The sequence below is a fragment of the Brevundimonas aurantiaca genome, from assembly GCF_014199955.1.
Taxonomy (GTDB): Bacteria; Pseudomonadota; Alphaproteobacteria; order Caulobacterales; family Caulobacteraceae; genus Brevundimonas; species Brevundimonas aurantiaca.
This window is the reverse complement of sequence record NZ_JACHOQ010000001.1, coordinates 682,583-702,285: the sequence shown is the minus strand read 5'-3', so window position 1 is coordinate 702,285 and position 19,703 is coordinate 682,583. Positions and strand designations below refer to the sequence as shown.

Sequence of the window (19,703 nt, the reverse complement as noted above, 5' to 3'; positions counted from 1 at the left end):
GACATATAAACATATGCTTATATGTTCAAGTGATGTCCTGACTCTTGCCCAGCTATATCCGAGACCCCGGTCTGGCCGAGGCGCGGAAATCCGTTATGACAGACGGGGGAGCGCGTGATGTCCGAAAACCTGTCGCCGAGAGAGAGGGAATGCGTCCGCCTGGCGGGCCAGGGACTGGAGGATAAGGAAATCGCCGCGCGTCTGGGGATTTCGCCTCGCACGGTGGGCAACCACCTGCACCGGGCCTACGGCAAGCTGGGGGTTTCGGACCGCAAGCTGGCCGCGCGCCGGCTGAGTAACGGCTACTCAGGGCATTCGATACTCATTCCCGAAGCGACGGAAGACGGCTCAGTTGGCCCGGCGTCGGCCGAACAGTCCGGCGATGCGGAAGCCGCCGGGGATGCCGGTTGGTTCCTTCCCGCTCCGCCCCGTGGGGTCGTCGCGCGGCTGGGGATCATCGTCGCGGGTTCCGCCATCGCTCTTCTGCTCGCCATCGGGATTGTGACGGCGGGCATGGTGCTTCCATCCCTGTTCGACCGGATCGCCCCCGAAGCGGTGCGCTGACGCAGCGGCTTTGAGCAGGAGGGCGAGCCATGAGAAATATTCAGGTCGGCGTCAGGGTGGCGCGACAAATCCGAACGACCGAACACGCCGTGGACAGGGCGATGATCGAGGTCTGCAGACTGGTCCAGACGGCCCTGGAAAGCCGTGCTGAGGCGCATCTGGCCGCAGAAGTGGGCCAGGCGGTCCTAGCCGACATGGTTCAGGGCCTCAGCCAACTGGCTCAGGTGCGCGGCGCGGTCATTTCGGCGCATGACGGTCTGGCCAAGGTCGCCGAGGACCATCAGATCGGCTGGAACCTGGACGGCACGCGCGAAGACAAGACCGGCAATCCCGTCGCCCCCGTTCTTTCCGTCGCGGCCTGATCGGTCCCGCCGGTGGGCTCGCCCCTCTCGATCCTGCTGGAAGCCCTGACCTACGGCGCCATGGCGCTGCTGGCCTGGAAGGGTCGGACGCCGGAGCGGCTGGTTCTGGCGGGCCTCCTGGCCCTCCAGTTCGGCTCTCCGATCCTGGATCACCTCACGATCGGCAGCTTCCGTTGGGCGGTGGCGGGCCTCTCCCTGGGCATGTTCGGCCTGCTGACGGGGTTGGCGCTCGTCTATCAACGGTGGTGGCTGATGTTGGCGGCCGGGGCACAACTGATCGCTCTATCGACCCATTTCGCCGCGCTCGGCGCGTCCCAACCCCTGATGTGGTCGATGGTTTCGGCCCGGATGGTGGTCTGGTTCGAACTGCTGCTTCTGGCGATCTTCGGCGTGTGGGAGGCCAATGCGGCCCCCTATGCGCGAACCCGTCCTAGTCAAGAACGCCGCGCGCTTTCGCTTTAAAGAAGGAACTGTATCAGTGACCGCTTCGACCGCCCCGGCCTTCATGCCGCTCTTTCGATCGTGGTTCGAGACCGCCCGCATCGCCGACACCCTTGGAGCGGCTGGCGTCGCCGCCAGCGACGACAATCTGCTGGCCGAACTGGACCTGGGGCCGATGGTGGAGGCCGAGGCCCGCCTCTTGAAACACGCGCCGTCCAGCGCGACCGAGGCGGCCTGTCTTTTGGAGATCGTCCGTCAGAACATCGCCGACTCCGGCCGTTCGGACAGTCTGGACGCCCGCGCCTTGGAGGCCGTCCAGATCTGGCTGGCGGATTTCGCCGTCGGCGCGGGGCAGGGGGCGGCGGTCAACCGACTGCTGCAGCCGCCGCTCTGATCTCAGCCGCGCAGGCCCTTGGCCACCACCAGGAGGGCGTCGCGCTTGTCGCCGTCGCCGATGGCGCGGAAGGCCGACAGCAGTTCCGATACGCCCGGCTGAGCCAGAACCAGATCGTCGCCCTCGGCGGTGTCCAGTTCGCCCAGCAGGGCCGCGCCGGTCGATTTCAGCACGGCGGCGATCTGCAGCAGACGCGCAGCCGAGACACGGTTCACGCCGCGCTCGTACTTCTGGATCTGCTGGAAGGTCACGCCTGCGCCGGCCGCCAGCTGGGCCTGGGTGATGCGGAGTTCTTCGCGGCGGGCGCGGATGCGGGCGCCGATCGCGATGTCAACGGGGTCTACTGCGTCGCTCATAACAACCTTCGGAACGATATTAGAGGCCGTCAGGCCCGAAATCCTCCATGCCGTCAAGCCAAAGCTCTGCATTAGAGGGATGGTACGTACTCAGAATGGGAGTCTAAGGCTACTCAGGGATGAAAGCGGCTCCGCCGATCGCCGCGCGACTCAATGTCCATCGTTGAACAACATGCCGAAATCACGCGCCTTCCTGCGGCCCGCGTCAAGGTGGGACGGCCGCATCCCTGAAGGCGCCCCCCATAACGGCCGCGACCTAATAAAATCCTGCCTAACATCCCTAATTCAGCGCGGCTTTCGCCGAGGCACGATCGTCTCAGGGCAACTGGGAAAAAGTGGTGCCGCTTAGGTGACTCGAACACCTGACCCCCTCATTACGAATGAGGTGCTCTACCGGCTGAGCTAAAGCGGCCCGGTCGCGCGGGCGGAAACGGCCCGTGCGAGAGGCGCTCTTTATACGGGCGCGTCGCGCTTGCCAAGCGCCGCTTTCAAGGTCTTCAACAATGTCGTCTCGTTCGGCCGTTCGGACACAGCAGTGGTCAGGCCGAGCGGGGTCAGGGGGGCGGCTGCGGCGGCGGAGATGCAGGCGCAGACCACCCCGGCCAGGCGAGCCGGTGAGGACGCCGCCCAGGCCGCCAGGGCCTGAGCGGCGCGTGGGGAATGGACCAGGACCGCGTCAAAAGCGGGTGGATCGACACGAGCGGCCCAGGCCGTGCGATAGACGGTCAAGGGCTGGACCGCGACGTTGCGGGCCTGCGCCGCGTCGAGCGCGGCGGCTAAATTGCCTGCGGGGGTTTCGGCCAGGGGCGCCAGCAGGACGACCTCGCTCAGTTCGGCGGCGATCAATCGGGCGAGATCGGTCAGATCGCCGTCGGCCGAGCGAACCGCGACGAATCCGGCCTCGCGCGCAGCCCCGGCCGTGGCCTCGCCGACGGCGAAGACCGGTCGGTCGCGGCGCGGCGTCAGGGCGGCGAAGGCCGCCACCCCGTTGGCGCTGGTGAAGGCCAGGGCGGCGAAGCGGTCCAGATCGGGCAGGGGCGGGGTCAGGGGCTCCACCGCCAGCAGCGGCTGGATCAGGGGCTCGCATCCCAAGTCGCGCAGTCGGGCGGCGGTGCGCGACGCCCCCGGCTCGGCCCGGGTGATCCAGACGCGAGGCTTGGCCGGGGCCGGGCGGGGGGAGACGGTCATCCGTCCAGGCTCGCCGGATCGACCTCCTGATCGCCGGCGAAGGCGTGGACCTCGGCCCCCAGCTTTTCGCCCAGGGCGCGCGCGTCGGCCTCGGTCGGCTGGAACAGTTCGCCGGCGCGGCGCCAGCGGGCCGAGCCGTCGGGGCTGAGCATTTCCGTGGTCAGCCGCAGGGTGTCGCCGTCAATCACGGCGTAGGCGCCCACCGCCGTCCGGCAGGAGCCTTCCAGCGCCGTCATCGCCCCGCGCTCGGCCGCGACGGCGACGGCGGTCGGGGCGTGGTTCAGGGCGGCGACCCAAGGCGCGTCGATATCCTCGGCGCGGGTCTGAATGGCCAGGGCGCCCTGGCCCGGCGCGGGCAGAAAGGCGTCCAGCGGCAGCTTTTCGCGGATGTGTTCGGTCACCCCCAGCCGGGTCATGCCCGAGACGGCCAGCAGAATGGCGTCGAAATCGCCCTCGGCGGCGCGGCGCAGCCGGGTGTCGATATTGCCCCGCAGCATCTCGACTTTCAGGTCGGGGCGCAGGGCCAGGGCCTGGGCCTGACGGCGCAGGCTGGCGGTGCCCAGACGGGCGCCGAAGGGCAGGGCGTCGAAACTGTCGAAGTCACGGCTGATGAAGGCGTCGCGCGCGTCCTCGCGTTCCGGAATGGCGGCGATGCACAGGCCCTCGGGCTGTTCGGCCGGGACGTCCTTCATCGAATGGATGGCGATGTCGATCCGGCCGTCCAGCAGGGCTTCCTCGATCTCCTTAGTAAACAGGGCCTTGCCGCCCAGCTCCATCAGGCGGCGGTCCTGGACGCGGTCGCCGGTGGTGACGATCTCGACCAGGGGCACGGCCGTTTCGATCTCGGCCTCGGCTATGCCCAGTGCCCGGCCGATGGCGCGCTGCATCATGCCCGACTGGGCCAGGGCCAGTTTGGAGCGCCGGGTGCCGATGCGGAGGGGAAGGGTCATGAGCGTTGCTTACCGGACGCCGGATCGCTACCTCGATCCGATGGAGAGTTCCGCCGACTATAGCAGCGGCGCCGCAGCGGCAACTGGACGGGATGTCCCCCCTCGTTCCGGTAAAGCCCTGACGGTGCTGGGTCTGGAGACCAGCTGCGACGAAACCGCCGCCTCGGTGGTGCGCCTGCACCCGTCCGAACGGGGCGGCCGGGCCGAGGTGCTGTCCTCGGTCGTTCACAGCCAGATCGACGATCATGCGGCCTATGGCGGCGTCGTCCCTGAAATCGCCGCCCGCAGCCATGTGGAGATGATCGCCGAGGTCACGCGTCGCGCCATGGCCGAATCCGGCCTGGGCTATGACGGCTTGGACGGGATCGCCGCGACCGCCGGACCGGGCCTGGTCGGCGGCGTCATGGTCGGCCTCAGCTTCGGCAAGGCGGCGGCCCTGGCGCGCGGTCTGCCCCTGGTGGCGGTCAACCATCTCGAAGGCCACGCGGTCTCGGCCCGTCTGGGGCAGGAGGTCGCCTATCCCTTCCTGCTCTTGCTGGTCTCCGGCGGTCATTGCCAGATTCTGGAGGTGCGGGGCGTCGGCGACATGAGCCGGATCGGCGCCACCATAGACGATGCGGCGGGCGAGGCCTTCGACAAGATCGCCAAGGCCCTGGGCCTGGGCTATCCGGGCGGGCCGGCGCTGGAACGGTTGGCGCAGCAGGGCGACGGATCGAAGATCGACCTGCCGCGCGCCCTCTTGGGACGCAAGGACTGCGACTTCTCCTTCTCGGGTCTGAAGACGGCCGCCTTCCGCATCGCCCAGACCTGCGAAACCGACCAGGACAAGGCCGATCTGGCCGACGCGGTCCAGACCGCCATCGCCCGGCAGCTGGCCGACCGGTCCGAACGGGCTCTGGCCGCCTATGCCGAGACCCACGATCATCGCCTCTTTGTCGTCGCTGGCGGCGTGGCCGCCAACAAGACCATTCGCGCCACCTTGCAGGCGACGGCGGCGAAACACGGTTTCGACTTCCTGGCGCCGCCTCTGGCCTATTGCACCGACAATGCGGCCATGATCGCCCTGGCGGGGGCCGAACGGCTGGCGCTCGGGCTGACCAGCGACATCGACGTGGTCGCCCGGCCGCGATGGCCGCTGGACGAAGCGCGCGCCCTGGCCGATCCTTCGCACAAGCCCGGCCGCAAGGGCGCAAAGGCATGACGAACGAGAACGCCTCGGGAGGGCGCATGGAATTCCGCACCGCAGGGGTCATCGGCGCCGGCGCCTGGGGCACCGCCCTGGCCCAGGTCTGCGTCCGCGCCGGACTGGATACGACGCTTCAGGCGCGTGAGCCCCAGCTGGTCGAGACCTTGAGAACGACGCGCGCCAACGACCTGTATCTGCCGGGCGTGCCCTTGGCCGAGGGGCTCAAATTCACCGCTGATCTGGCCGACTTGGGCGACTGCGACCTGATCCTGGCCGTGCCGCCGGCCCAGCATATGCGCGCGACCCTGACGGCCTTCGCGCCCCATCACCGCCCCGGCGTGCCGGTGGTGCTCTGCTCCAAGGGGGTCGAGCGGGGCACGATGAAGCTGATGACCGAGGTTCTGGCCGAGACCCTGCCGGACGCCCCGGCCGCCGTCCTGTCCGGCCCCAGTTTCGCGGGCGAGGTGGCGCGCGGCCTGCCGACCGCCGTCACCCTGGCCTGCGCCGATCAGGCCCTGGGTCAGGCCCTGCTGAGCACCCTGTCGGCGCCGGGCTTTCGGCCCTATCTGGCCACCGACCTGATCGGGGCCGAGGCGGGCGGGGCGTTGAAGAACGTCCTCGCCATCGCCTGCGGCGTCTCCGAAGGGCGTCAGCTGGGACGCAGCGCCCACGCCGCCCTGATCACGCGCGGCTTTGCGGAAATGACCCGGCTCGCCGTCGCCATGGGCGGCCAGGCCGAGACGGTGGCGGGCCTGTGCGGCCTGGGCGATCTGGTCCTGACCTGCTCCAGCCCTCAGTCGCGCAATATGAGCCTGGGCTTGGCCCTGGGACAGGGCCAGACGGTGGAACAGGCCCTGGCGGGCAAGCGGTCGGTGGCGGAAGGCTATGAGAGCGCCCCGGCCGTCCGCGCCCTGGCCGCCCGCTTGGGGGTGGAGACGCCGATCGCCGAGGGCATCGCGGCCCTCTTGGCGGGCGAGATCACTGTGGACGGCCTGATCGACGGCCTGTTGTCGCGCCCGCTGAAGGCCGAGCGTGTCTGAAGGCGAGACCGAACGCAAACGGGTCTGGAAGACGCCGCCCGGCGTCGCCCTGTGCGCCGAGGCCGACATCGCCGATCCCGGGGCGCGCGGCTTCGTGCTTCAGATCGGCGAGGCCTTCTTCCACGGCTTCGTGGTGCGAAAGGACGGGGTCGTCGCAGGCTGGGTCGACCGCTGTCCCCACGCAGGTTTTCCCATCGCGGTCGAACTGGACCGCTATCTGACGCCTGATGGAAACCTGATCCTGTGCGGCTGGCACGGGGCGGTGTTCGAGCCCCTGACCGGCGAATGCCGCGGCGGCCCCTGCGCCGGCGGGCGGCTGACGCCCTGGCCGGTGGCGGCGAGCGGCGGGATCATCCGCACGGCGTGAGCCGCCGTCGTCTCCTCCCCGCGAACTGGAGAGGAGACGAGATCGAAATCTCAGTCGAGCGGCTGGGGCCGGGTGACGATCGGGGCGTCGGGATCGGTCTGGGTGGGGCGCGCGGCCGTTGGGGGCGGCGTCTGCGGCACGATGACCACCGCCGGGGGTTGGACGGCCGGCGCCGTTTGGCTGGGCGCCGGAGTCGTCGCGGGCGTCTGGGTCTGGCTCTGGGTCGGGCGGGACGCGGTCGCGGCTGGAGGCGTCGTCGGGCGAGCGGCCGGCGCGGGGGGTGTCGGCGCGGTCTCGGCCGGCGCGGGCGCTGATGTAGAAGCGGGCTCAGGCGCTGGTTCGGCAGCGGCCGCTTCCGCCTCGACCGCCGCCACCGAGGGCGCCGGAGCGGTTTCAGCCTGGATGGGCGCTGCGGCGGCCGGGACTGTCGGCGGGGCGGCGGGAGCAGGGGCGGGGGCGGGACGCAGGGCGAACCACAGTCCGCCGCCCAGCAAGGCGGCGACGACCAGTCCAGCCCCGACATAGAGCGGCAGACGCGACGGCGCCTTCTCTGCTCGACGTGCAACGGGAGTGGTCGGCGTGATCTCGGGAATCTGGGCGGCGTCGACAGGAGCGCCGACAGGGGGGGCGGCGGCGTCCGTCTCGGGCCGCGTCGCCTGGGCAGGCGGCCTTTCCAGAGCGGACGGCGCAGGCTCCGGAAGAGGCTGGGGCGCGGCGGGCAGCGGGCGAAGCGTCGAATCCGCCGGGGCGGGCGTCGGGGCGGGCGTCGGGGGCGCAGCCGGGGCGGGACGGGCCTGAGGGATCAACGAACCGGCCAGAATGCTCGCGCCGGCTCTCGGACGCGGCGCGGGCGCGGGGCGCTGCGGCTGTAGGCCGCCCTGAAGCAGGCCGGACGCCTGACCTTGCCGACCTTGCGCTCGCCCCTCGGGCGCAGTAGTCAACGGCGTCTTCAGCGGCGGCCGATCCGGAATCCGGTCCAGCGGATTGGGCGCGACGGGCACCGGGCCGACGTGAAAGGTCGTCACAGGCATCCGACCCCAGGTGACCGCCTTGCGGACGAAGGGTTCGCCAGGGGACGGCTGGGGCGCTGGATCGGAAACGGTCTTCTTATCGTCGGACATGTTGCTCTAATCGCTGGCGATCTGGCCGGTTTCGTGACGCCTGGACTTGGAAGTCTAGGCCTTCAGCCGATAGCCGGTCTTGAACATCCACATGACCACCCCAAGGCACAGGGCGAAAAAGCCCAGGGTCGCGGCCACGCTGATCCCGATCGCCACGTCGCCCGCGCCGTAGAAGGTCCAGCGAAACCCTGAGATCAGATAGACCACCGGATTGAACAGGGCCACGGTCCGCCAGCCCTCGGGCAGCATGTCGATCGAATAGAAGGAGCCGCCCAGGAAGGTCAGGGGCGTGACGATCAGCATGGGGATGAAGTTCAGCTGTTCGAAACTACCGGCCCAGATGCCGATGATGAAGCCGAACAGGCTGAAGGTCACCGAAATCAGCACCAGCATGGCCAGCATCATCACCGGGTGCAGCACCTGAAGCGGCACGAAAAGGGCCGCCGTCGCCAGGATGATCAGCCCCAGCACCGCCGACTTGGTCGCCGCCGCCCCGACATAGGCGATCACCACCTCCAGCGACGACACCGGCGCGGACAGGATCTCATAGATGGTGCCGGTGAATTTCGGGAAGTAGATGCCGAAGGAGGCGTTGAAGATCGACTGGGTGAACAGGCTCAGCATGATCAGGCCCGGTACGATGAAGGCGCCGTAGGCCACCCCGTCCACCGCCTGCATCCGACCGCCGATGGCGCCGCCGAAGACGACGAAATAGAGGGCGGTGGTGATCACCGGGGTGACCACGCTCTGCCACAGGGTGCGAAGCGCCCGGGCCATTTCGAACCGATAGATGGCCCAGACGCCGTATCCGTTGAAGGTCATCAGGCGGCCTCTCCGTCGCGATGGACCAGGCTGACGAAGATGTCTTCCAACGAGCTCTGGCGGGTGTTCAGATCCTTGAAGCCGATCTCCAGCCGGTCCAGCCGGCGGATCAGGGCGGGCACGCCGGTATCTTCGGCGTTGGCGTCGAAACTGTATTCCAGCTCGCCCCCGTCTGGGCTCAGCCTCAGGTCCCAGTCCGCCAGGTCGGCGGGCAGGGTGGTCAGGGGCTCGACCAGGTTCAGGGTCAGGGTCTTCTTGCCCAGCTTCTTCATCAGGGCGGTCTTCTCCTCGACCAGGATCAGCTCGCCCTTCAGGATCACCCCCACCCGGTCGGCCATCTCCTCGGCCTCTTCGATATAGTGGGTGGTCAGGATGATGGTGACGCCGCGCTCGCGCAGTTTGCGCACCATGGCCCACATGTCGCGACGCAGTTCCACGTCCACCCCGGCGGTCGGTTCGTCCAGGAACAGGATGTCCGGCTCGTGGCTCAGGGCCTTGGCGATCATCACCCGCCGCTTCATCCCGCCCGACAGGGTCATGATCTTGGCGTCGCGCTTGTCCCACAGCGACAGGTCCTTCAGGATCTGTTCGACCAGGGCGGGGTTCCCCGGCCTGCCGAACAGGCCCCGGCTGAAGGTGACGGTGGCCAGCACCGTCTCGAAGGCGTCGGTGGTCAGCTCCTGCGGCACCAGGCCGATCTTCATCCGAGCGGCGCGGAAATCCTTGCGGATGTCGTGACCGTCGGCGACCACAGTCCCGGTGGAGGCGTTGACGATGCCGCAGATGATGGAGATCAGGGTGGTCTTGCCGGCCCCGTTCGGCCCCAACAGGGCGAAGATCTCGCCCCTGTCTATGGTCAGATCGACCCGCTTCAGGGCCTGAAGACCCGACGGATAGGTCTTGGTCAGACCTTGTATCTCGATAACCGGCATGGGCGCTCCCGTTCCTGCGGCGAATGGCGCCTGGCGTGGTGGTGGCGGGAATATGGCGCGCCGCGCGACCGGCTCAAGGGGCGCCAAGCCGTTGTTAATCACATTGGTGCAGGGTCGGGCCTCAAATCTTACCCAGGGAACCGTCTTGACTGCCCTGTCCGCCGCCCATCGCGCCGCCCTGGAGGCGGTCGTCCAGGCCTGCCCCGATGACGGTCTGGCGCAGCTGGAGGCGGCTGTCGGCGGACTGCCGGGCGACAAGGCGGGCGAACTGGCGATCCTGATTCAGGCGGAAATCCGCGATCGCGCCCGCCGGGATCAGGCGTTCGCGCCGCTGATCCCCCTGTTCCGGCCGCGCGCCGACCAGGTGGCGGCCCTGACCTTTCCCCGGCCGGTTCTGGCCCGTCTCTGGCGCGAGGCCAAGATCGGCGACGAGCCCTATCTCAGCCTGCTGGACGGGGCGGGTCCGTCGCACGGCGACTGGACCCTGGTCGCCGATCGTCTGTGCGCCCGGGCGGCGGCTGTGCTGCGGGATCGGCCCGGCGACGTCTGGGCCGATCCGTCTCCGCCGGCGCCGGTGTCGAACCTGTCGCTCGCCGCCGCCCCCGCTCCGACCCCGGCGGAGCTCGCCGGCTGTTTCGACCTGGCCCCTCTGGCGCGAACCGCTACGCCGCGTTTGCCTGCCTGGCTCGATCGTCCCGACGACGAACAGGCGGCGGGACTGCGTCTGTTGATCCAGGACTGTCTTGCCGTCTCGCCCGAAGGCGGGCGCCGGATGGTCGACATCCTCTTCGCCCATGTCGCCGACGCCGAACGGATGCTGCGTGTCGTGACCCGCACCAATCGCCTCGCCGATAAGGAGGCGATGCTGAGCCATTCGGACATGGGCGTCTTTGTCGAACGTCTGCTGGCCTCGGTCACGACGCGCGTCGCACGGATCGCCGCCGCCCGGCCCGGCCCGGACGAGGCCGCCATGGCCGAGGTGGTTCAGGAGGTCGCCTGGTGCGCCGGGGTGCTGGGCGAGATCGACCTGTGTCTGCAACTGCGGCCGGACTCGCCCTGGGGCCGGGCCGCCCGGATGGCGCGGATCCAGGTGGCGGGTCAGATGTCCGGCCTGATGAAGTCCGCCTCGGCCGCCGTCCATGCGGCCCTGCCGATGAAGCGGCAGAGGCTGAGCGGCCGGATGACGCGACTCTCGCCCTGGCTGGACGCGCCCGCGACGGGCGAGGCGGTCGAGGCGGCCGCCGGCCTGCTGAACGCCGTCGGGGGGCTGAGAGGCGTCGCCGTCGTCTTCGGCTGCGAGGCGGATCGGATGGCCTTGAAGACCGAGCTGACCGACTATCTGTCCATCTGGGCCAATGAGGCCCTGGATCATCTGGCGGACGGCCAGGTCGCCCAGCCGGAGGGACCCTTGCGTCTGGTCGGCGTCGCGGCGCGGTTCCTGACCTTGATCGACGCGCTGGAGGCCGCGCGGGCGGTGCGACGTCGCGCCGCCGCCGCCGAGGCGCTTCTGGCGACCCAAGGGGCCTCGCCCGCCGCCGCCTGATGCGATAGACGGCGGGGATGATCGCCTTCTGGATAATGACCGGTCTCGCGGCGGCCGGCGCCGCCCTTCTGGTGCTGACCGGCGCGCGTTCCGGCGCCGACCCGACTCCGGCGACGCAGGCCGAGATCGGGGCGCGCGAACTGGCCGAACTGGACCGGCTGAAAGCGCGCGGGCTGCTGGACGAGGCCGCCCACACGGCCGCGCGCGCCGAGGCGGCCCGGCGTCTGCTGGCCGGGCAGGCAGGGACGACGCCAGCGCCCAAGACCGATCGTCGCGACCGGCTGTGGGTTCTGGGCGGGATCGCCGCCGCAACGGCCGCCGCCCTGGGGCTTTACGGCCTGACCGGATCGCCGGGCCTGCCGGATCAGGCCTATCAGCGGCGGGTCGATGATTGGGCCACGCGGCTGGAGACGCTGGACCCGGCCCAGCTGGCGGCCGTGGCGGCGCGCGCGGCCCAGGATCGACCGAACGACCCCCAGGCCCTGGCCATGCTGGGGGCGGCCCGTTTCGCCGCCGACGACCCCTTGGGCGCAGCCTCGGCCTTTCGTCGGCTGATCGAGCGGGAGCCCGAGAACGCCCAGGCCTGGGCGCGGCTGGGCGAAAGCCTGGTGCGGGCCAATGACGACCAGATCGGCGCCGACGCCGAGGCCGCCTTCCGCCAGGCGGTGAAACACGATCCCGATCAGCTGGGCGCCCGCTTCTTCCTGGGCGAGGCGGCCCTGCGTCGGGGGGATGGGGCCGTGACGCGGGCCATGTGGACGCCGCTGATCGCCGCCCTCGATCCGGCCGATCCGCGTCGCAAGGATCTGGAACGCCGCCTGCCGAGGGCGGAATGAGCCGTTGGCGCGGGGCGCCGGCCTCTGTAGACGGAAAGAAAAATCCGTCGGGGAGCGGGACCGCTAAGTCATGAGTTGGCTGCCGAAATCGCCGAAGGCGCGCCGTCGCCTGTGGGTCGTCGCCGCCGTGGCGCCGATCCTGGCCCTGGCGGTCGGCCTGTCGCTGTGGGCCATGCAGGACAGCGTGACCTTCTTCTATTCCCCGTCCGAGGCTACGGTCGACAAGGCGCCGGAAGGCCGCAACATCCGGCTGGGCGGCCTGGTCGAGACCGGCAGCGTGCGGAAGTCTGGCGACGGCGTCGTCGTTTTCACCGTCACCGACAATATCGCCGCGACTCAGGTCCAGTATCACGGCGACCTGCCCGACCTGTTCCGCGAAGGGCAGGGGATCGTGGCGCAAGGGGCTTTCGGCGCCGACCGCGTCTTCCACGCCAGCCAGGTCCTGGCCAAGCACGACGAGAACTACATGCCGCGCGAGGTCGCCGACCGGATCAAGGCCAAGGGCGAGTGGCGGCCGGAAACCTCGACCGAGACCATGCGCTCAAATAGGCCGCAGGCCGATAGCGCGGCCGAGACCACGCGCTCAAGCAGGCCGCAGGCTGAAAGCCTATGATCGTCGAGTTCGGGGCCTTCGCCCTTGCCCTGGCCCTGGCCCTGTCGGTGCTTCAGACCGTGCTGTCGGCGGCGGGGCGGGCCCGGCGCAGCCCCGTGCTGGCCGGGGCGGCTGAAGGGGCGGCGATCGGCGCCGCAGCGGCGACGGCCCTGGCCTTTGCGGCCCTGATCTACGCCTTCGTCATCTCGGACTTCTCGGTCTCCAACGTCGCGGCCAACAGCCACACCGACAAGCCGATGCTGTACAAGGTCGCCGGCGCCTGGGGCAGTCACGAGGGATCGCTCTTGCTGTGGTGCCTGGTCCTGACGGTCTTCGGCGCCGTCCTGGCCCGCGCGCGCGGCCTGCCGTTCGGGCTGAAGGCCTCGGCCGTGGCGACCCAAGGCGCTCTGGGCTCGCTGTTCCTGGCCTTCGCCGTCTTCACCTCCAGCCCCTTTGTGCGCCTGGATCCCGCGCCGTTTCAGGGCGCCTCGCTGAACCCCTTGCTTCAGGACCCGGCCCTGGCCGTCCATCCGCCGCTGCTCTATGCGGGCTATGTCGGATTTTCGGTCTGTTTCTCCCTGGCCGTGGCGGCCCTGATCGAAGGGCGGGCTCAGACCGCCTTCTGGCCCGCCTGGGGCCGGTGGGTGCGCCCCTGGGCCCTGGCCAGTTGGGCCTTTCTGACGGTCGGCATCACCCTGGGCTCCTTCTGGGCCTATTATGAGCTGGGCTGGGGCGGCTGGTGGTTCTGGGACCCGGTCGAGAACGCCAGCTTCATGCCCTGGCTGGCGGGCGCGGCCCTGTTGCACAGCGCGGTGGTCACCGAGCGGCGCGGGGCCCTGGCGGGATGGACCGTCTTTCTGGCGCTTCTGGCCTTCAGCTTCTCAATGCTGGGCGCCTTCCTGGTGCGATCGGGCGTCCTGACCAGCGTCCACGCCTTCGCCGTTGATCCCCAGCGCGGGATGATGCTGCTGGCCATCCTGGGCCTCACGGCCGGCGCCGCCTTCGCCCTGTTCGCCTGGCGCGCGCCCCAGCTGAAGGGCGGCGGAATGTTCGCACCCATAAGCCGCGAAGGCGCCCTGGTGCTGAACAATCTGTTCCTGACGGCGGCGGCGGCGACCGTGCTTTTGGGCACCCTCTATCCCCTGATCCTGGAGGCGGCGTCCGGCGCGACCATCTCGGTCGGCCCGCCCTATTTCGCCGCCACCTTCGTTCCGCTGATGACGGTCGCCTTCCTGATCCTGCCTGCCGGGCCTCTGCTGGCCTGGAAGCGCGGCGACCTGCCTGGGGCGATGCAGAGGCTGGCGGTCGCGGCGGGTCTGGCCCTGGTCTGCGCCCTCGCCGCCTACGCCCTGTGGTCGCCGAAGAAGGCTCTGGCCGCCGCCGGGATCGGTCTGGGCGCCTGGCTGATCCTGGGCGCCTTGGTCGAGGTCGCCGAACGGACGCGGCTGTTTCGCGCCTCGACTGCCGAGACCCTGCGTCGCCTCAAGCGCCTGCCGCTCGGCGCCTGGGGCATGAGCCTGGCCCATCTGGGCCTGGGCGTCTTCATCCTGGGGGCGGTGGTCGAGACCGGCTTCAAGGCCGAGGCGGCCCGCGCCCTGACCTTGGGCCAAAGCGTTTCCGCCGGCCCCTGGACCGTCACCCTGGATCAGGTGCGGGTGGTCGAAGGCCCCAACTATCTGGCCGAACAGGGCCGGCTGACCGTGCGGCCCTCCAACGACCGGGGCCGGGCGAAGACCGTCACGGCCGAGCGCCGCTTCTTTCCCGCGGGCGGCCAGACCACGACCGAGGTCGGTCTGGATTTCCGGGGTCTGGACGACGTCTATGTGGTGATGGGCGAGCGGGCAGGAACGCCTGAGGCTCCTGCCTGGGTCGTCCGACTGTACTGGAATCCCTGGGCGCGGCTGATCTTCCTCGGGCCGATGATCATGGCCTTTGGGGGGCTTTTGTCCCTGCTGGATCGCCGGCTGCGGCTGGGCGTCGGCGCGCGACGGCGGAGGCCGGCGTGAGGCGGCTCAAGATTCTGCTGGCCGCGCCGGTCCTGGCCCTGATGCTGACGGCGGCCGAGCCCGCCGCCGCCCCCGACCGCCCCTTGAGCGACCCGGCCCAGGAAGCCCGCGCCCAGGCTCTGTTCAAGGACGTCCGCTGCGTCGTCTGCCAGCACGAGGCCATCGCCGACAGTCCGGCGGGCGTCGCCGGCGACATGCGCCGGCTGATCCGCGAACAGATCGCCGCCGGCGCCTCCGATCAGGCCGTGCGTCAGGATCTGGTCCGGCGGTTCGGCGACTATGTCCTGTTCACCCCGCCGGTGCGGGCCGGAACCTGGCTGTTGTGGTTCGGCCCCTTCGTCCTCGTCCTGCTGGCGGGGGGGACGCTGATCCTGCGCGCGCGCCGGCGCCCGACGGAGGTCGCGCCCCTTTCGCCTGAGGAGGAGCGTCGGCTGGACGAAGTTCTCGCAAATGAGACGCTTCGCCGCGATCTGGACGCAACCTCGCCTCACGACGGGCGCTTGTCGGGATCAACCATCGAACGCTGAAATTGGCGTAACGCCCGTTCGGCCTATATCAAGAGCGAGACGGGGCGCGGCCCCGACAGAGGATCGCAAGAACAATATGCTGAAGCGCAAAGAGTTCATTCTCGGGGCCTTGGCCGGCCTGACCCTGGCGGCGGGAGCGACGGCGGGCGGGATCGTCACCTGGCCCGGCGCCCACGCCGACCCCCAGGCCGTCAACCGGATCACCCCCGTCCCCGCCAACGGCGACCGCTTCTCGCCTCCGCCCGGCGCGCCCAACAGCTTTGCTGACATCTTCGACCAGGTCGCCCCGGCCGTCGTCCAGATCGACGTGACGGTCAAGGTGGATCAGCCCCAGGGCGGCGCCTTCCAAATCCCCGGCCTGCCGTTCCAGTTCGTCCCGCCCCAGGGCCGCAGCGACGGCGAAGACGCCGAACCCCGCACCACCCAGGGCGCCGGTTCGGGCTTCTTCATCTCGCAGGACGGTTTCATCGTCACCAACAACCACGTCGTCGCCGACGCCACCGAGATCAAGGTCAAGATGTCGGACGGCCGCGAACTGCCCGCGCGTCTGGTGGGGCGCGATGAGGCCACCGATCTGGCCGTGATCAAGGTCGATGGCGACAACTTCAAATACGTCAGCTTTGAAGAAACGGCCGAACCCCGCGTGGGCGACTGGGTGATCGCTGTGGGCAACCCCTTCGGGCTGGGCGGCACGGCGACGGCGGGGATTGTCTCTGCGAAAGCCCGCAGCTTGCCGGATGCCTCTTCAGCATACACCGATTTTCTGCAGATCGACGCCGCCATCAATCGCGGGAACTCGGGCGGGCCGACCTTTGATGTCTACGGTCGCGTTATTGGTGTCAACTCCGTCATTCTGTCTCCAACTGGCTCGTCAGTCGGCATAGGCTTCGCGATTCCGGCGGAAATCGCTAAGCAGATCACGTCGCGCTTGATGCGTGGGGAGGTGATTGAGAGAGGCTATCTCGGCGTGAAAATCAGTACGCCAACCACCGAGGAGTTGGGTGCTTTGGGGCTGAAAGCCGACCAGAAGGGCGCCCTCGTTGCTGAGGTCACCCCTGAAGGTCCGGCCGACAAGGCTGGCCTCAGGTTCAGCGATCTTGTCGTCTCGCTGAATGGCGAGGTGATTGATTCATCGACGAAGCTGACGCGCTTAGTTGGCGCGGCTAAGCCGGGAGACACGCTTCGGATGGAGGTGCTGCGTGACGGTCGCCGACAAACGATCACGGCACGATCCGGTACCCGCCCTTCTGAGACGGAACTGAACAGCGAAAACGGCCTCGGCCAAGGCGGAGCCGCTCCGAACGATCCTTCGGGAGCTTCGGCCACAGTCGAAGGTCTAAACTTGACTCCTCTCACTCCAGCCCTGCGCCAACGTCTGGGCGCGCCGGCCTCCGTCGAAGGTTTGGCGATTATGGGTGTTGAAACCGGTGTCGATGCCCGCCTTGGGCAAGGGGTCGTGATCCAGCAGGTTCAGAATACGCCCGTAAGAACCGTGGACGACTTCCGAGACGCCGTAGCTTCGGTGAAAGCGTCTGGCCGATCCGGAGCTTATCTCCTGATCTGGGTTCGGGGTCAGGGCAACGTACCCTATGTGCTGACTTTCAAAAAATAGAGCACGAAACAGCCCGCCATCATTTTCTGATGGCGGGCTGTTCACTTTTAGAAATCACGCTTGAATGATCTCGTCGTCGTATAAATATACGATCTGGCAATCTAAAAACGGTGCCCCATCTGGGTAGTGATTGGTTATGCAGACCATAACCGTCCGCACGGAGGTGGGTTGGTGAGACGGAGCTGTCGGTGATGCGAGGGCGGACGAACCTATGGCTGACGACAACAAGCTTAGAGCAATCAGTGTTCTCTTCACGTTTGATCTCCCAGGTTGAATGCCAAGTGGCGCCCAGTTGGTTCGCGTTTTAGTCGTTCAGTCGTCAACTTGAAACTGTATTCCGCTTCGTCAATTTTTGTTGACCGAGGAGATGGCTGCGTCGAGCTTCCCGCCCGAAGATCGAACTGTCCAAGAACTGATCGGTAATCTGACCAAGCCTTAACTCACTGAATCGCCGCCGATGCGCTACCATCGGCGGCGATTTTGATTCCGGGAGGGGTTTCGATGCGGATTCTGGTGGTCGAGGACGACGCCGAGGCGGCGACGGCCATGGTGCGCGGCCTGACCGAGGCCGGCCATGAGGTGACCCATGCCGTGGACGGCGCCTTCGGCCTGCTGGAGTCGCAAAAGGGCGGCTATGACGTCTATGTGGTCGACCGGATGATGCCGCGTCTCGACGGCGTCGGCATGGTCGAGACGGTCAGGAAGGGCGGGGACCAGACTCCGGTCCTCTTCCTGTCGGCCCTGGGCGAAGTCGAGGACCGGGTCACCGGCCTGAAGGCCGGCGCCGACGACTATCTGGTCAAGCCCTACGCCTTCGCCGAGCTGATCGCGCGGGTCGAGGCCCTGGCGCGGCGCCGCGAGACCGGCGGGGTCCAGACCGTGCTGAAGGTCGGCGATCTGGAGATGAATCTGATCGCCCGCACGGTTCATCGCGGAACCACAGAGATCGACCTCCAACCGCGCGAGTTCCAGCTGCTGGAGTTCCTGATGCGCCACGCCGGCCAGTCGGTGACGCGCACCATGCTGCTGGAAAAGGTCTGGGAATACCATTTCGACCCCCAGACCAATGTCATCGACGTCCACATCAGCCGCCTGCGCTCCAAGATCGACAAGGGTTTCGAGCGCGCCATGCTCCAGACCGTGCGTGGGGCGGGGTATCGGTTGGAGGCGTGACGTTCGGAGTGGCGCGTGGTTAGTGGCGAGTGGCGAGAATGATTGAGGCTGGCGACCGAGCGGCGGTTTATGGTCAGGCCCCGCGGAAGCCTCTGTCTGTCCCTGCGCTTGCTCGCCACTCGCCACGCGTCACTCGCCACTAACAAGCCCCATGCGCCTTCCCTCCCTCCTTCGCCGCACGCCCTTTCGCCTGACGCTGCTGTTCCTGGCCCTGTTCGTGGCGGCGGCGGGGGCGATCCTGGCCTATGTCTATTTCGCCTCGGCCTCGGAGGCCCAAGGTCGCGCCCAGGCGGAGGTGGAGGCTGAGCGGGCGGCCCTGACCGCCGTCTATCGCACCCGGGGCCTGGACGCCCTGAACCAGGCCCTGGTCGAGCGCGCCATCCGCGCCGGCCCCTATCTGTATGTGCTGAAGGGGTCGGACGGAAAGATCATCACCGCCAACATCTCCGACGTGCCCGAGGGGATCGACACCGGCGACTGGGAGCCCTTCCGCCTGACCGACACCGACGCAGACGGCCGGGTGCGGCGGCGCCAGTCGATCGGCATCGACACCCGGCTGGCGGGCGGCGAACATCTGTTCGTCGGGGCCGACATCGGCGACGTCGAGGACTATCTGGCCCGCCTGACCCAGGCCCTGTGGGGCGCCATGGGCCTGGTCATCCTGCTGGGCCTTGCGGGCGGCCTCTACATCAGCCGCCGGGTCGAAAGCGCCATGGCCGGGCTGAACCGGGTCGTCTCAGCCGTGCAGGAGGGGGATCTGAAGGTCCGCGCCCCGATCCGCCATTCCGGCGACGAGCTTGACGAACTCAGCCAGGGGCTGAACCTGATGCTGGATCGGCTGGAGGCGTCCATGGCCTCCATCCGCCACGCCGGCGACGCCATCGCCCACGACTTGCGCTCGCCCCTGACGCGGATGCGGGCCAAGCTGGAGGTGGCGCTGATCGACGCCGAGGCGGGCCAGATCGACGGGGTAGACGCCCTGGGCGTGGCCCTGGACGAGGCGGACCATCTGCTGAAGACCTTCAACACCGTGCTCGCCATCGCCCGGCTGCAATCGGGCGGGGCGCCGGACCCCCAGCGGATGGACGCCGCCGCCCTGGCCGCCGACATGGCCGAACTGTACGAACCGGCGGCCGAGGACAAGGACATCGACTTCTCGGCCGAGATCGAGACCGGCCTGATGATCGAGGGCAACCAGCCCTTCCTGGCCCAGGCCCTGGCCAATCTGATCGACAACGCCATCAAATACACGCCCTCCGGCGGGGCGGTGAAGCTGCGGGCGCGGCGGCGGTCGTCCGGCGAGATCGAATATTCGGTCACCGACACCGGCCCCGGCGTGCCGGAGGAGGACCGTGAGCGGGTGGTCCAGCGTTTCGTGCGGTTGGACAACAGCCGCACCGAACCGGGCTCGGGTCTGGGCCTGTCCCTGGTCACGGCTGTGGCCGAGGCGCACGGCGGTCGGGTGGTGCTGGATGAAGGCCCCGGCGCCTATGAAGGTTACGGGCCGGGTCTTCGCGTGGCCCTGGTTCTGCCGCCGGCCACGGCCTCGACCTGATCTCCCCTCATTTCCGCTCATCCCGGCGAAAGCCGGGACCCAGTTCTTTGGGCGTTCAGGCTTGTGAGTGTGTCTTGGATCGTGGTCCAACGCATTGCCGAGCGAAAGCACTGGGTCCCGGCTTTCGCCGGGATGA

The 19,703-nt window shown here is 68.6% G+C and carries 21 protein-coding genes and 1 tRNA gene; 15 read left to right on the top strand and 7 right to left on the bottom strand.

What is annotated here, in order from left to right:
* Positions 1-117 precede the first annotated feature (117 nt).
* From GGQ93_RS03440 to GGQ93_RS03425, 4 genes are read left to right on the top strand one after another with little or no spacing between them, the layout of a single operon-like run.
* Complete coding sequence (locus GGQ93_RS03440) at positions 118-564, top strand: helix-turn-helix domain-containing protein (protein ID WP_182714180.1); 447 nt, start codon at positions 118-120, stop codon at positions 562-564.
* 29 nt (positions 565-593) lie between these two features.
* Positions 594-926: a hypothetical protein gene (locus GGQ93_RS03435; protein WP_183215122.1), complete on the top strand. Its 333-nt coding sequence runs from the start codon at positions 594-596 to the stop codon at positions 924-926.
* A 12-nt stretch (positions 927-938) separates the two neighbouring features.
* The gene (locus GGQ93_RS03430) at positions 939-1,388 is read left to right on the top strand and encodes a hypothetical protein (protein ID WP_224764399.1); all 450 of its coding nucleotides are present in this window, start codon (positions 939-941) and stop codon (positions 1,386-1,388) included.
* A 16-nt stretch (positions 1,389-1,404) separates the two neighbouring features.
* A complete protein-coding gene (locus tag GGQ93_RS03425) occupies positions 1,405-1,761 on the top strand; it encodes a hypothetical protein (protein ID WP_224764398.1) in 357 nt (118 codons plus the stop codon).
* A gap of 2 nt (positions 1,762-1,763) precedes the next feature.
* Here GGQ93_RS03425 and GGQ93_RS03420 read toward each other — a convergent pair whose 3' ends face one another.
* From GGQ93_RS03420 to hemC, 4 genes are all read right to left on the bottom strand, one after another.
* Positions 1,764-2,117, bottom strand: a complete 354-nt coding sequence (locus GGQ93_RS03420) for a helix-turn-helix domain-containing protein (RefSeq protein WP_054766704.1) — start codon at positions 2,115-2,117, stop codon at positions 1,764-1,766.
* Positions 2,118-2,453: 336 nt separating this feature from the next.
* Positions 2,454-2,529 (bottom strand) — tRNA-Thr (locus GGQ93_RS03415).
* Positions 2,530-2,570: 41 nt separating this feature from the next.
* Positions 2,571-3,305, bottom strand: coding sequence for a uroporphyrinogen-III synthase (locus GGQ93_RS03410; protein WP_183215121.1), 735 nt, complete (start codon positions 3,303-3,305; stop codon positions 2,571-2,573).
* Complete coding sequence (gene hemC, locus GGQ93_RS03405) at positions 3,302-4,255, bottom strand: hydroxymethylbilane synthase (protein WP_183215120.1); 954 nt, start codon at positions 4,253-4,255, stop codon at positions 3,302-3,304. Before hemC ends, GGQ93_RS03410 begins: the two co-directional genes overlap by 4 nt.
* Between hemC and tsaD the strand changes: the two genes are divergently transcribed.
* Genes tsaD through GGQ93_RS03390 form a run of 3 tightly spaced genes read left to right on the top strand, consistent with a single transcriptional unit; the run spans position 4,254 to position 6,848 of the window.
* Positions 4,254-5,456 (top strand): tRNA (adenosine(37)-N6)-threonylcarbamoyltransferase complex transferase subunit TsaD, encoded by a 1,203-nt coding sequence (tsaD, locus tag GGQ93_RS03400; RefSeq protein WP_224764397.1) that lies wholly within the window; start codon positions 4,254-4,256, stop codon positions 5,454-5,456. The genes hemC and tsaD overlap by 2 nt on opposite strands.
* 26 nt (positions 5,457-5,482) lie before the next feature.
* Positions 5,483-6,481: an NAD(P)H-dependent glycerol-3-phosphate dehydrogenase gene (locus GGQ93_RS03395; protein WP_183215271.1), complete on the top strand. Its 999-nt coding sequence runs from the start codon at positions 5,483-5,485 to the stop codon at positions 6,479-6,481.
* Entirely contained in the window at positions 6,474-6,848 is a 375-nt protein-coding gene (locus GGQ93_RS03390; protein ID WP_183215119.1) for a Rieske (2Fe-2S) protein, read from the top strand. The genes GGQ93_RS03395 and GGQ93_RS03390 overlap by 8 nt, the downstream gene beginning before the upstream one ends.
* Positions 6,849-6,898: 50 nt before the next feature.
* On the opposite strand, the gene GGQ93_RS16385 is transcribed toward GGQ93_RS03390, so the two are convergent.
* The 3 genes from GGQ93_RS16385 to GGQ93_RS03375 are packed head-to-tail and all read right to left on the bottom strand — an operon-like array spanning position 6,899 to position 9,723.
* The gene (locus GGQ93_RS16385) at positions 6,899-7,969 is read right to left on the bottom strand and encodes a hypothetical protein (RefSeq protein WP_183215118.1); all 1,071 of its coding nucleotides are present in this window, start codon (positions 7,967-7,969) and stop codon (positions 6,899-6,901) included.
* 54 nt (positions 7,970-8,023) lie between these two features.
* On the bottom strand, positions 8,024-8,791 hold the full coding sequence (locus tag GGQ93_RS03380; RefSeq protein ID WP_183215117.1) for an ABC transporter permease: 768 nt from the start codon (positions 8,789-8,791) through the stop codon (positions 8,024-8,026).
* Positions 8,791-9,723: an ABC transporter ATP-binding protein gene (locus GGQ93_RS03375; RefSeq protein ID WP_183215116.1), complete on the bottom strand. Its 933-nt coding sequence runs from the start codon at positions 9,721-9,723 to the stop codon at positions 8,791-8,793. The genes GGQ93_RS03380 and GGQ93_RS03375 overlap by 1 nt, the downstream gene beginning before the upstream one ends.
* A 145-nt stretch (positions 9,724-9,868) precedes the next feature.
* Between GGQ93_RS03375 and GGQ93_RS03370 the strand changes: the two genes are divergently transcribed.
* From GGQ93_RS03370 to GGQ93_RS03335, 8 genes are all read left to right on the top strand, one after another.
* The gene (locus GGQ93_RS03370) at positions 9,869-11,266 is read left to right on the top strand and encodes a hypothetical protein (RefSeq protein WP_183215115.1); all 1,398 of its coding nucleotides are present in this window, start codon (positions 9,869-9,871) and stop codon (positions 11,264-11,266) included.
* 35 nt (positions 11,267-11,301) lie between these two features.
* Positions 11,302-12,102 carry a c-type cytochrome biogenesis protein CcmI gene (gene ccmI, locus GGQ93_RS03365; RefSeq protein ID WP_224764301.1) on the top strand — a complete coding sequence of 267 codons (801 nt, stop codon included), beginning with the start codon at positions 11,302-11,304 and terminating at the stop codon, positions 12,100-12,102.
* Positions 12,103-12,172: 70 nt separating this feature from the next.
* Complete coding sequence (ccmE, locus tag GGQ93_RS03360) at positions 12,173-12,715, top strand: cytochrome c maturation protein CcmE (RefSeq protein WP_183215113.1); 543 nt, start codon at positions 12,173-12,175, stop codon at positions 12,713-12,715.
* The gene (locus GGQ93_RS03355) at positions 12,712-14,700 is read left to right on the top strand and encodes a heme lyase CcmF/NrfE family subunit (protein WP_183215112.1); all 1,989 of its coding nucleotides are present in this window, start codon (positions 12,712-12,714) and stop codon (positions 14,698-14,700) included. The genes ccmE and GGQ93_RS03355 overlap by 4 nt, the downstream gene beginning before the upstream one ends.
* The gene (locus GGQ93_RS03350; RefSeq protein ID WP_183215111.1) at positions 14,697-15,227 is read left to right on the top strand and encodes a cytochrome c-type biogenesis protein; all 531 of its coding nucleotides are present in this window, start codon (positions 14,697-14,699) and stop codon (positions 15,225-15,227) included. Before GGQ93_RS03355 ends, GGQ93_RS03350 begins: the two co-directional genes overlap by 4 nt.
* Positions 15,228-15,303: 76 nt before the next feature.
* Positions 15,304-16,839 carry a trypsin-like peptidase domain-containing protein gene (locus tag GGQ93_RS03345; RefSeq protein WP_152950984.1) on the top strand — a complete coding sequence of 512 codons (1,536 nt, stop codon included), beginning with the start codon at positions 15,304-15,306 and terminating at the stop codon, positions 16,837-16,839.
* Between the two features lie 501 nt (positions 16,840-17,340).
* Positions 17,341-18,012: a response regulator transcription factor gene (locus GGQ93_RS03340; protein ID WP_182714964.1), complete on the top strand. Its 672-nt coding sequence runs from the start codon at positions 17,341-17,343 to the stop codon at positions 18,010-18,012.
* Positions 18,013-18,163: 151 nt separating this feature from the next.
* Positions 18,164-19,567, top strand: a complete 1,404-nt coding sequence (locus GGQ93_RS03335; protein ID WP_183215110.1) for a sensor histidine kinase — start codon at positions 18,164-18,166, stop codon at positions 19,565-19,567.
* The last annotated feature ends 136 nt before the right edge of the window (positions 19,568-19,703 follow it).

Coding starts and splice junctions, on each gene's coding strand:
- GGQ93_RS03440 (WP_182714180.1), top strand. CDS start 118: ATGTCCGAAAACCTGTCGCCGAGAGAGAGGGAATGCGTCCGCCTGGCG.
- GGQ93_RS03435 (WP_183215122.1), top strand. CDS start 594: ATGAGAAATATTCAGGTCGGCGTCAGGGTGGCGCGACAAATCCGAACG.
- GGQ93_RS03420 (WP_054766704.1), bottom strand. CDS start 2,117: ATGAGCGACGCAGTAGACCCCGTTGACATCGCGATCGGCGCCCGCATC.
- GGQ93_RS03410 (WP_183215121.1), bottom strand. CDS start 3,305: ATGACCGTCTCCCCCCGCCCGGCCCCGGCCAAGCCTCGCGTCTGGATC.
- tsaD (WP_224764397.1), top strand. CDS start 4,254: ATGAGCGTTGCTTACCGGACGCCGGATCGCTACCTCGATCCGATGGAG.
- hemC (WP_183215120.1), bottom strand. CDS start 4,255: ATGACCCTTCCCCTCCGCATCGGCACCCGGCGCTCCAAACTGGCCCTG.
- GGQ93_RS03395 (WP_183215271.1), top strand. CDS start 5,483: ATGGAATTCCGCACCGCAGGGGTCATCGGCGCCGGCGCCTGGGGCACC.
- GGQ93_RS16385 (WP_183215118.1), bottom strand. CDS start 7,969: ATGTCCGACGATAAGAAGACCGTTTCCGATCCAGCGCCCCAGCCGTCC.
- GGQ93_RS03380 (WP_183215117.1), bottom strand. CDS start 8,791: ATGACCTTCAACGGATACGGCGTCTGGGCCATCTATCGGTTCGAAATG.
- GGQ93_RS03375 (WP_183215116.1), bottom strand. CDS start 9,723: ATGCCGGTTATCGAGATACAAGGTCTGACCAAGACCTATCCGTCGGGT.
- ccmI (WP_224764301.1), top strand. CDS start 11,302: ATGACCGGTCTCGCGGCGGCCGGCGCCGCCCTTCTGGTGCTGACCGGC.
- ccmE (WP_183215113.1), top strand. CDS start 12,173: ATGAGTTGGCTGCCGAAATCGCCGAAGGCGCGCCGTCGCCTGTGGGTC.
- GGQ93_RS03355 (WP_183215112.1), top strand. CDS start 12,712: ATGATCGTCGAGTTCGGGGCCTTCGCCCTTGCCCTGGCCCTGGCCCTG.
- GGQ93_RS03345 (WP_152950984.1), top strand. CDS start 15,304: ATGCTGAAGCGCAAAGAGTTCATTCTCGGGGCCTTGGCCGGCCTGACC.
- GGQ93_RS03340 (WP_182714964.1), top strand. CDS start 17,341: ATGCGGATTCTGGTGGTCGAGGACGACGCCGAGGCGGCGACGGCCATG.
- GGQ93_RS03335 (WP_183215110.1), top strand. CDS start 18,164: ATGCGCCTTCCCTCCCTCCTTCGCCGCACGCCCTTTCGCCTGACGCTG.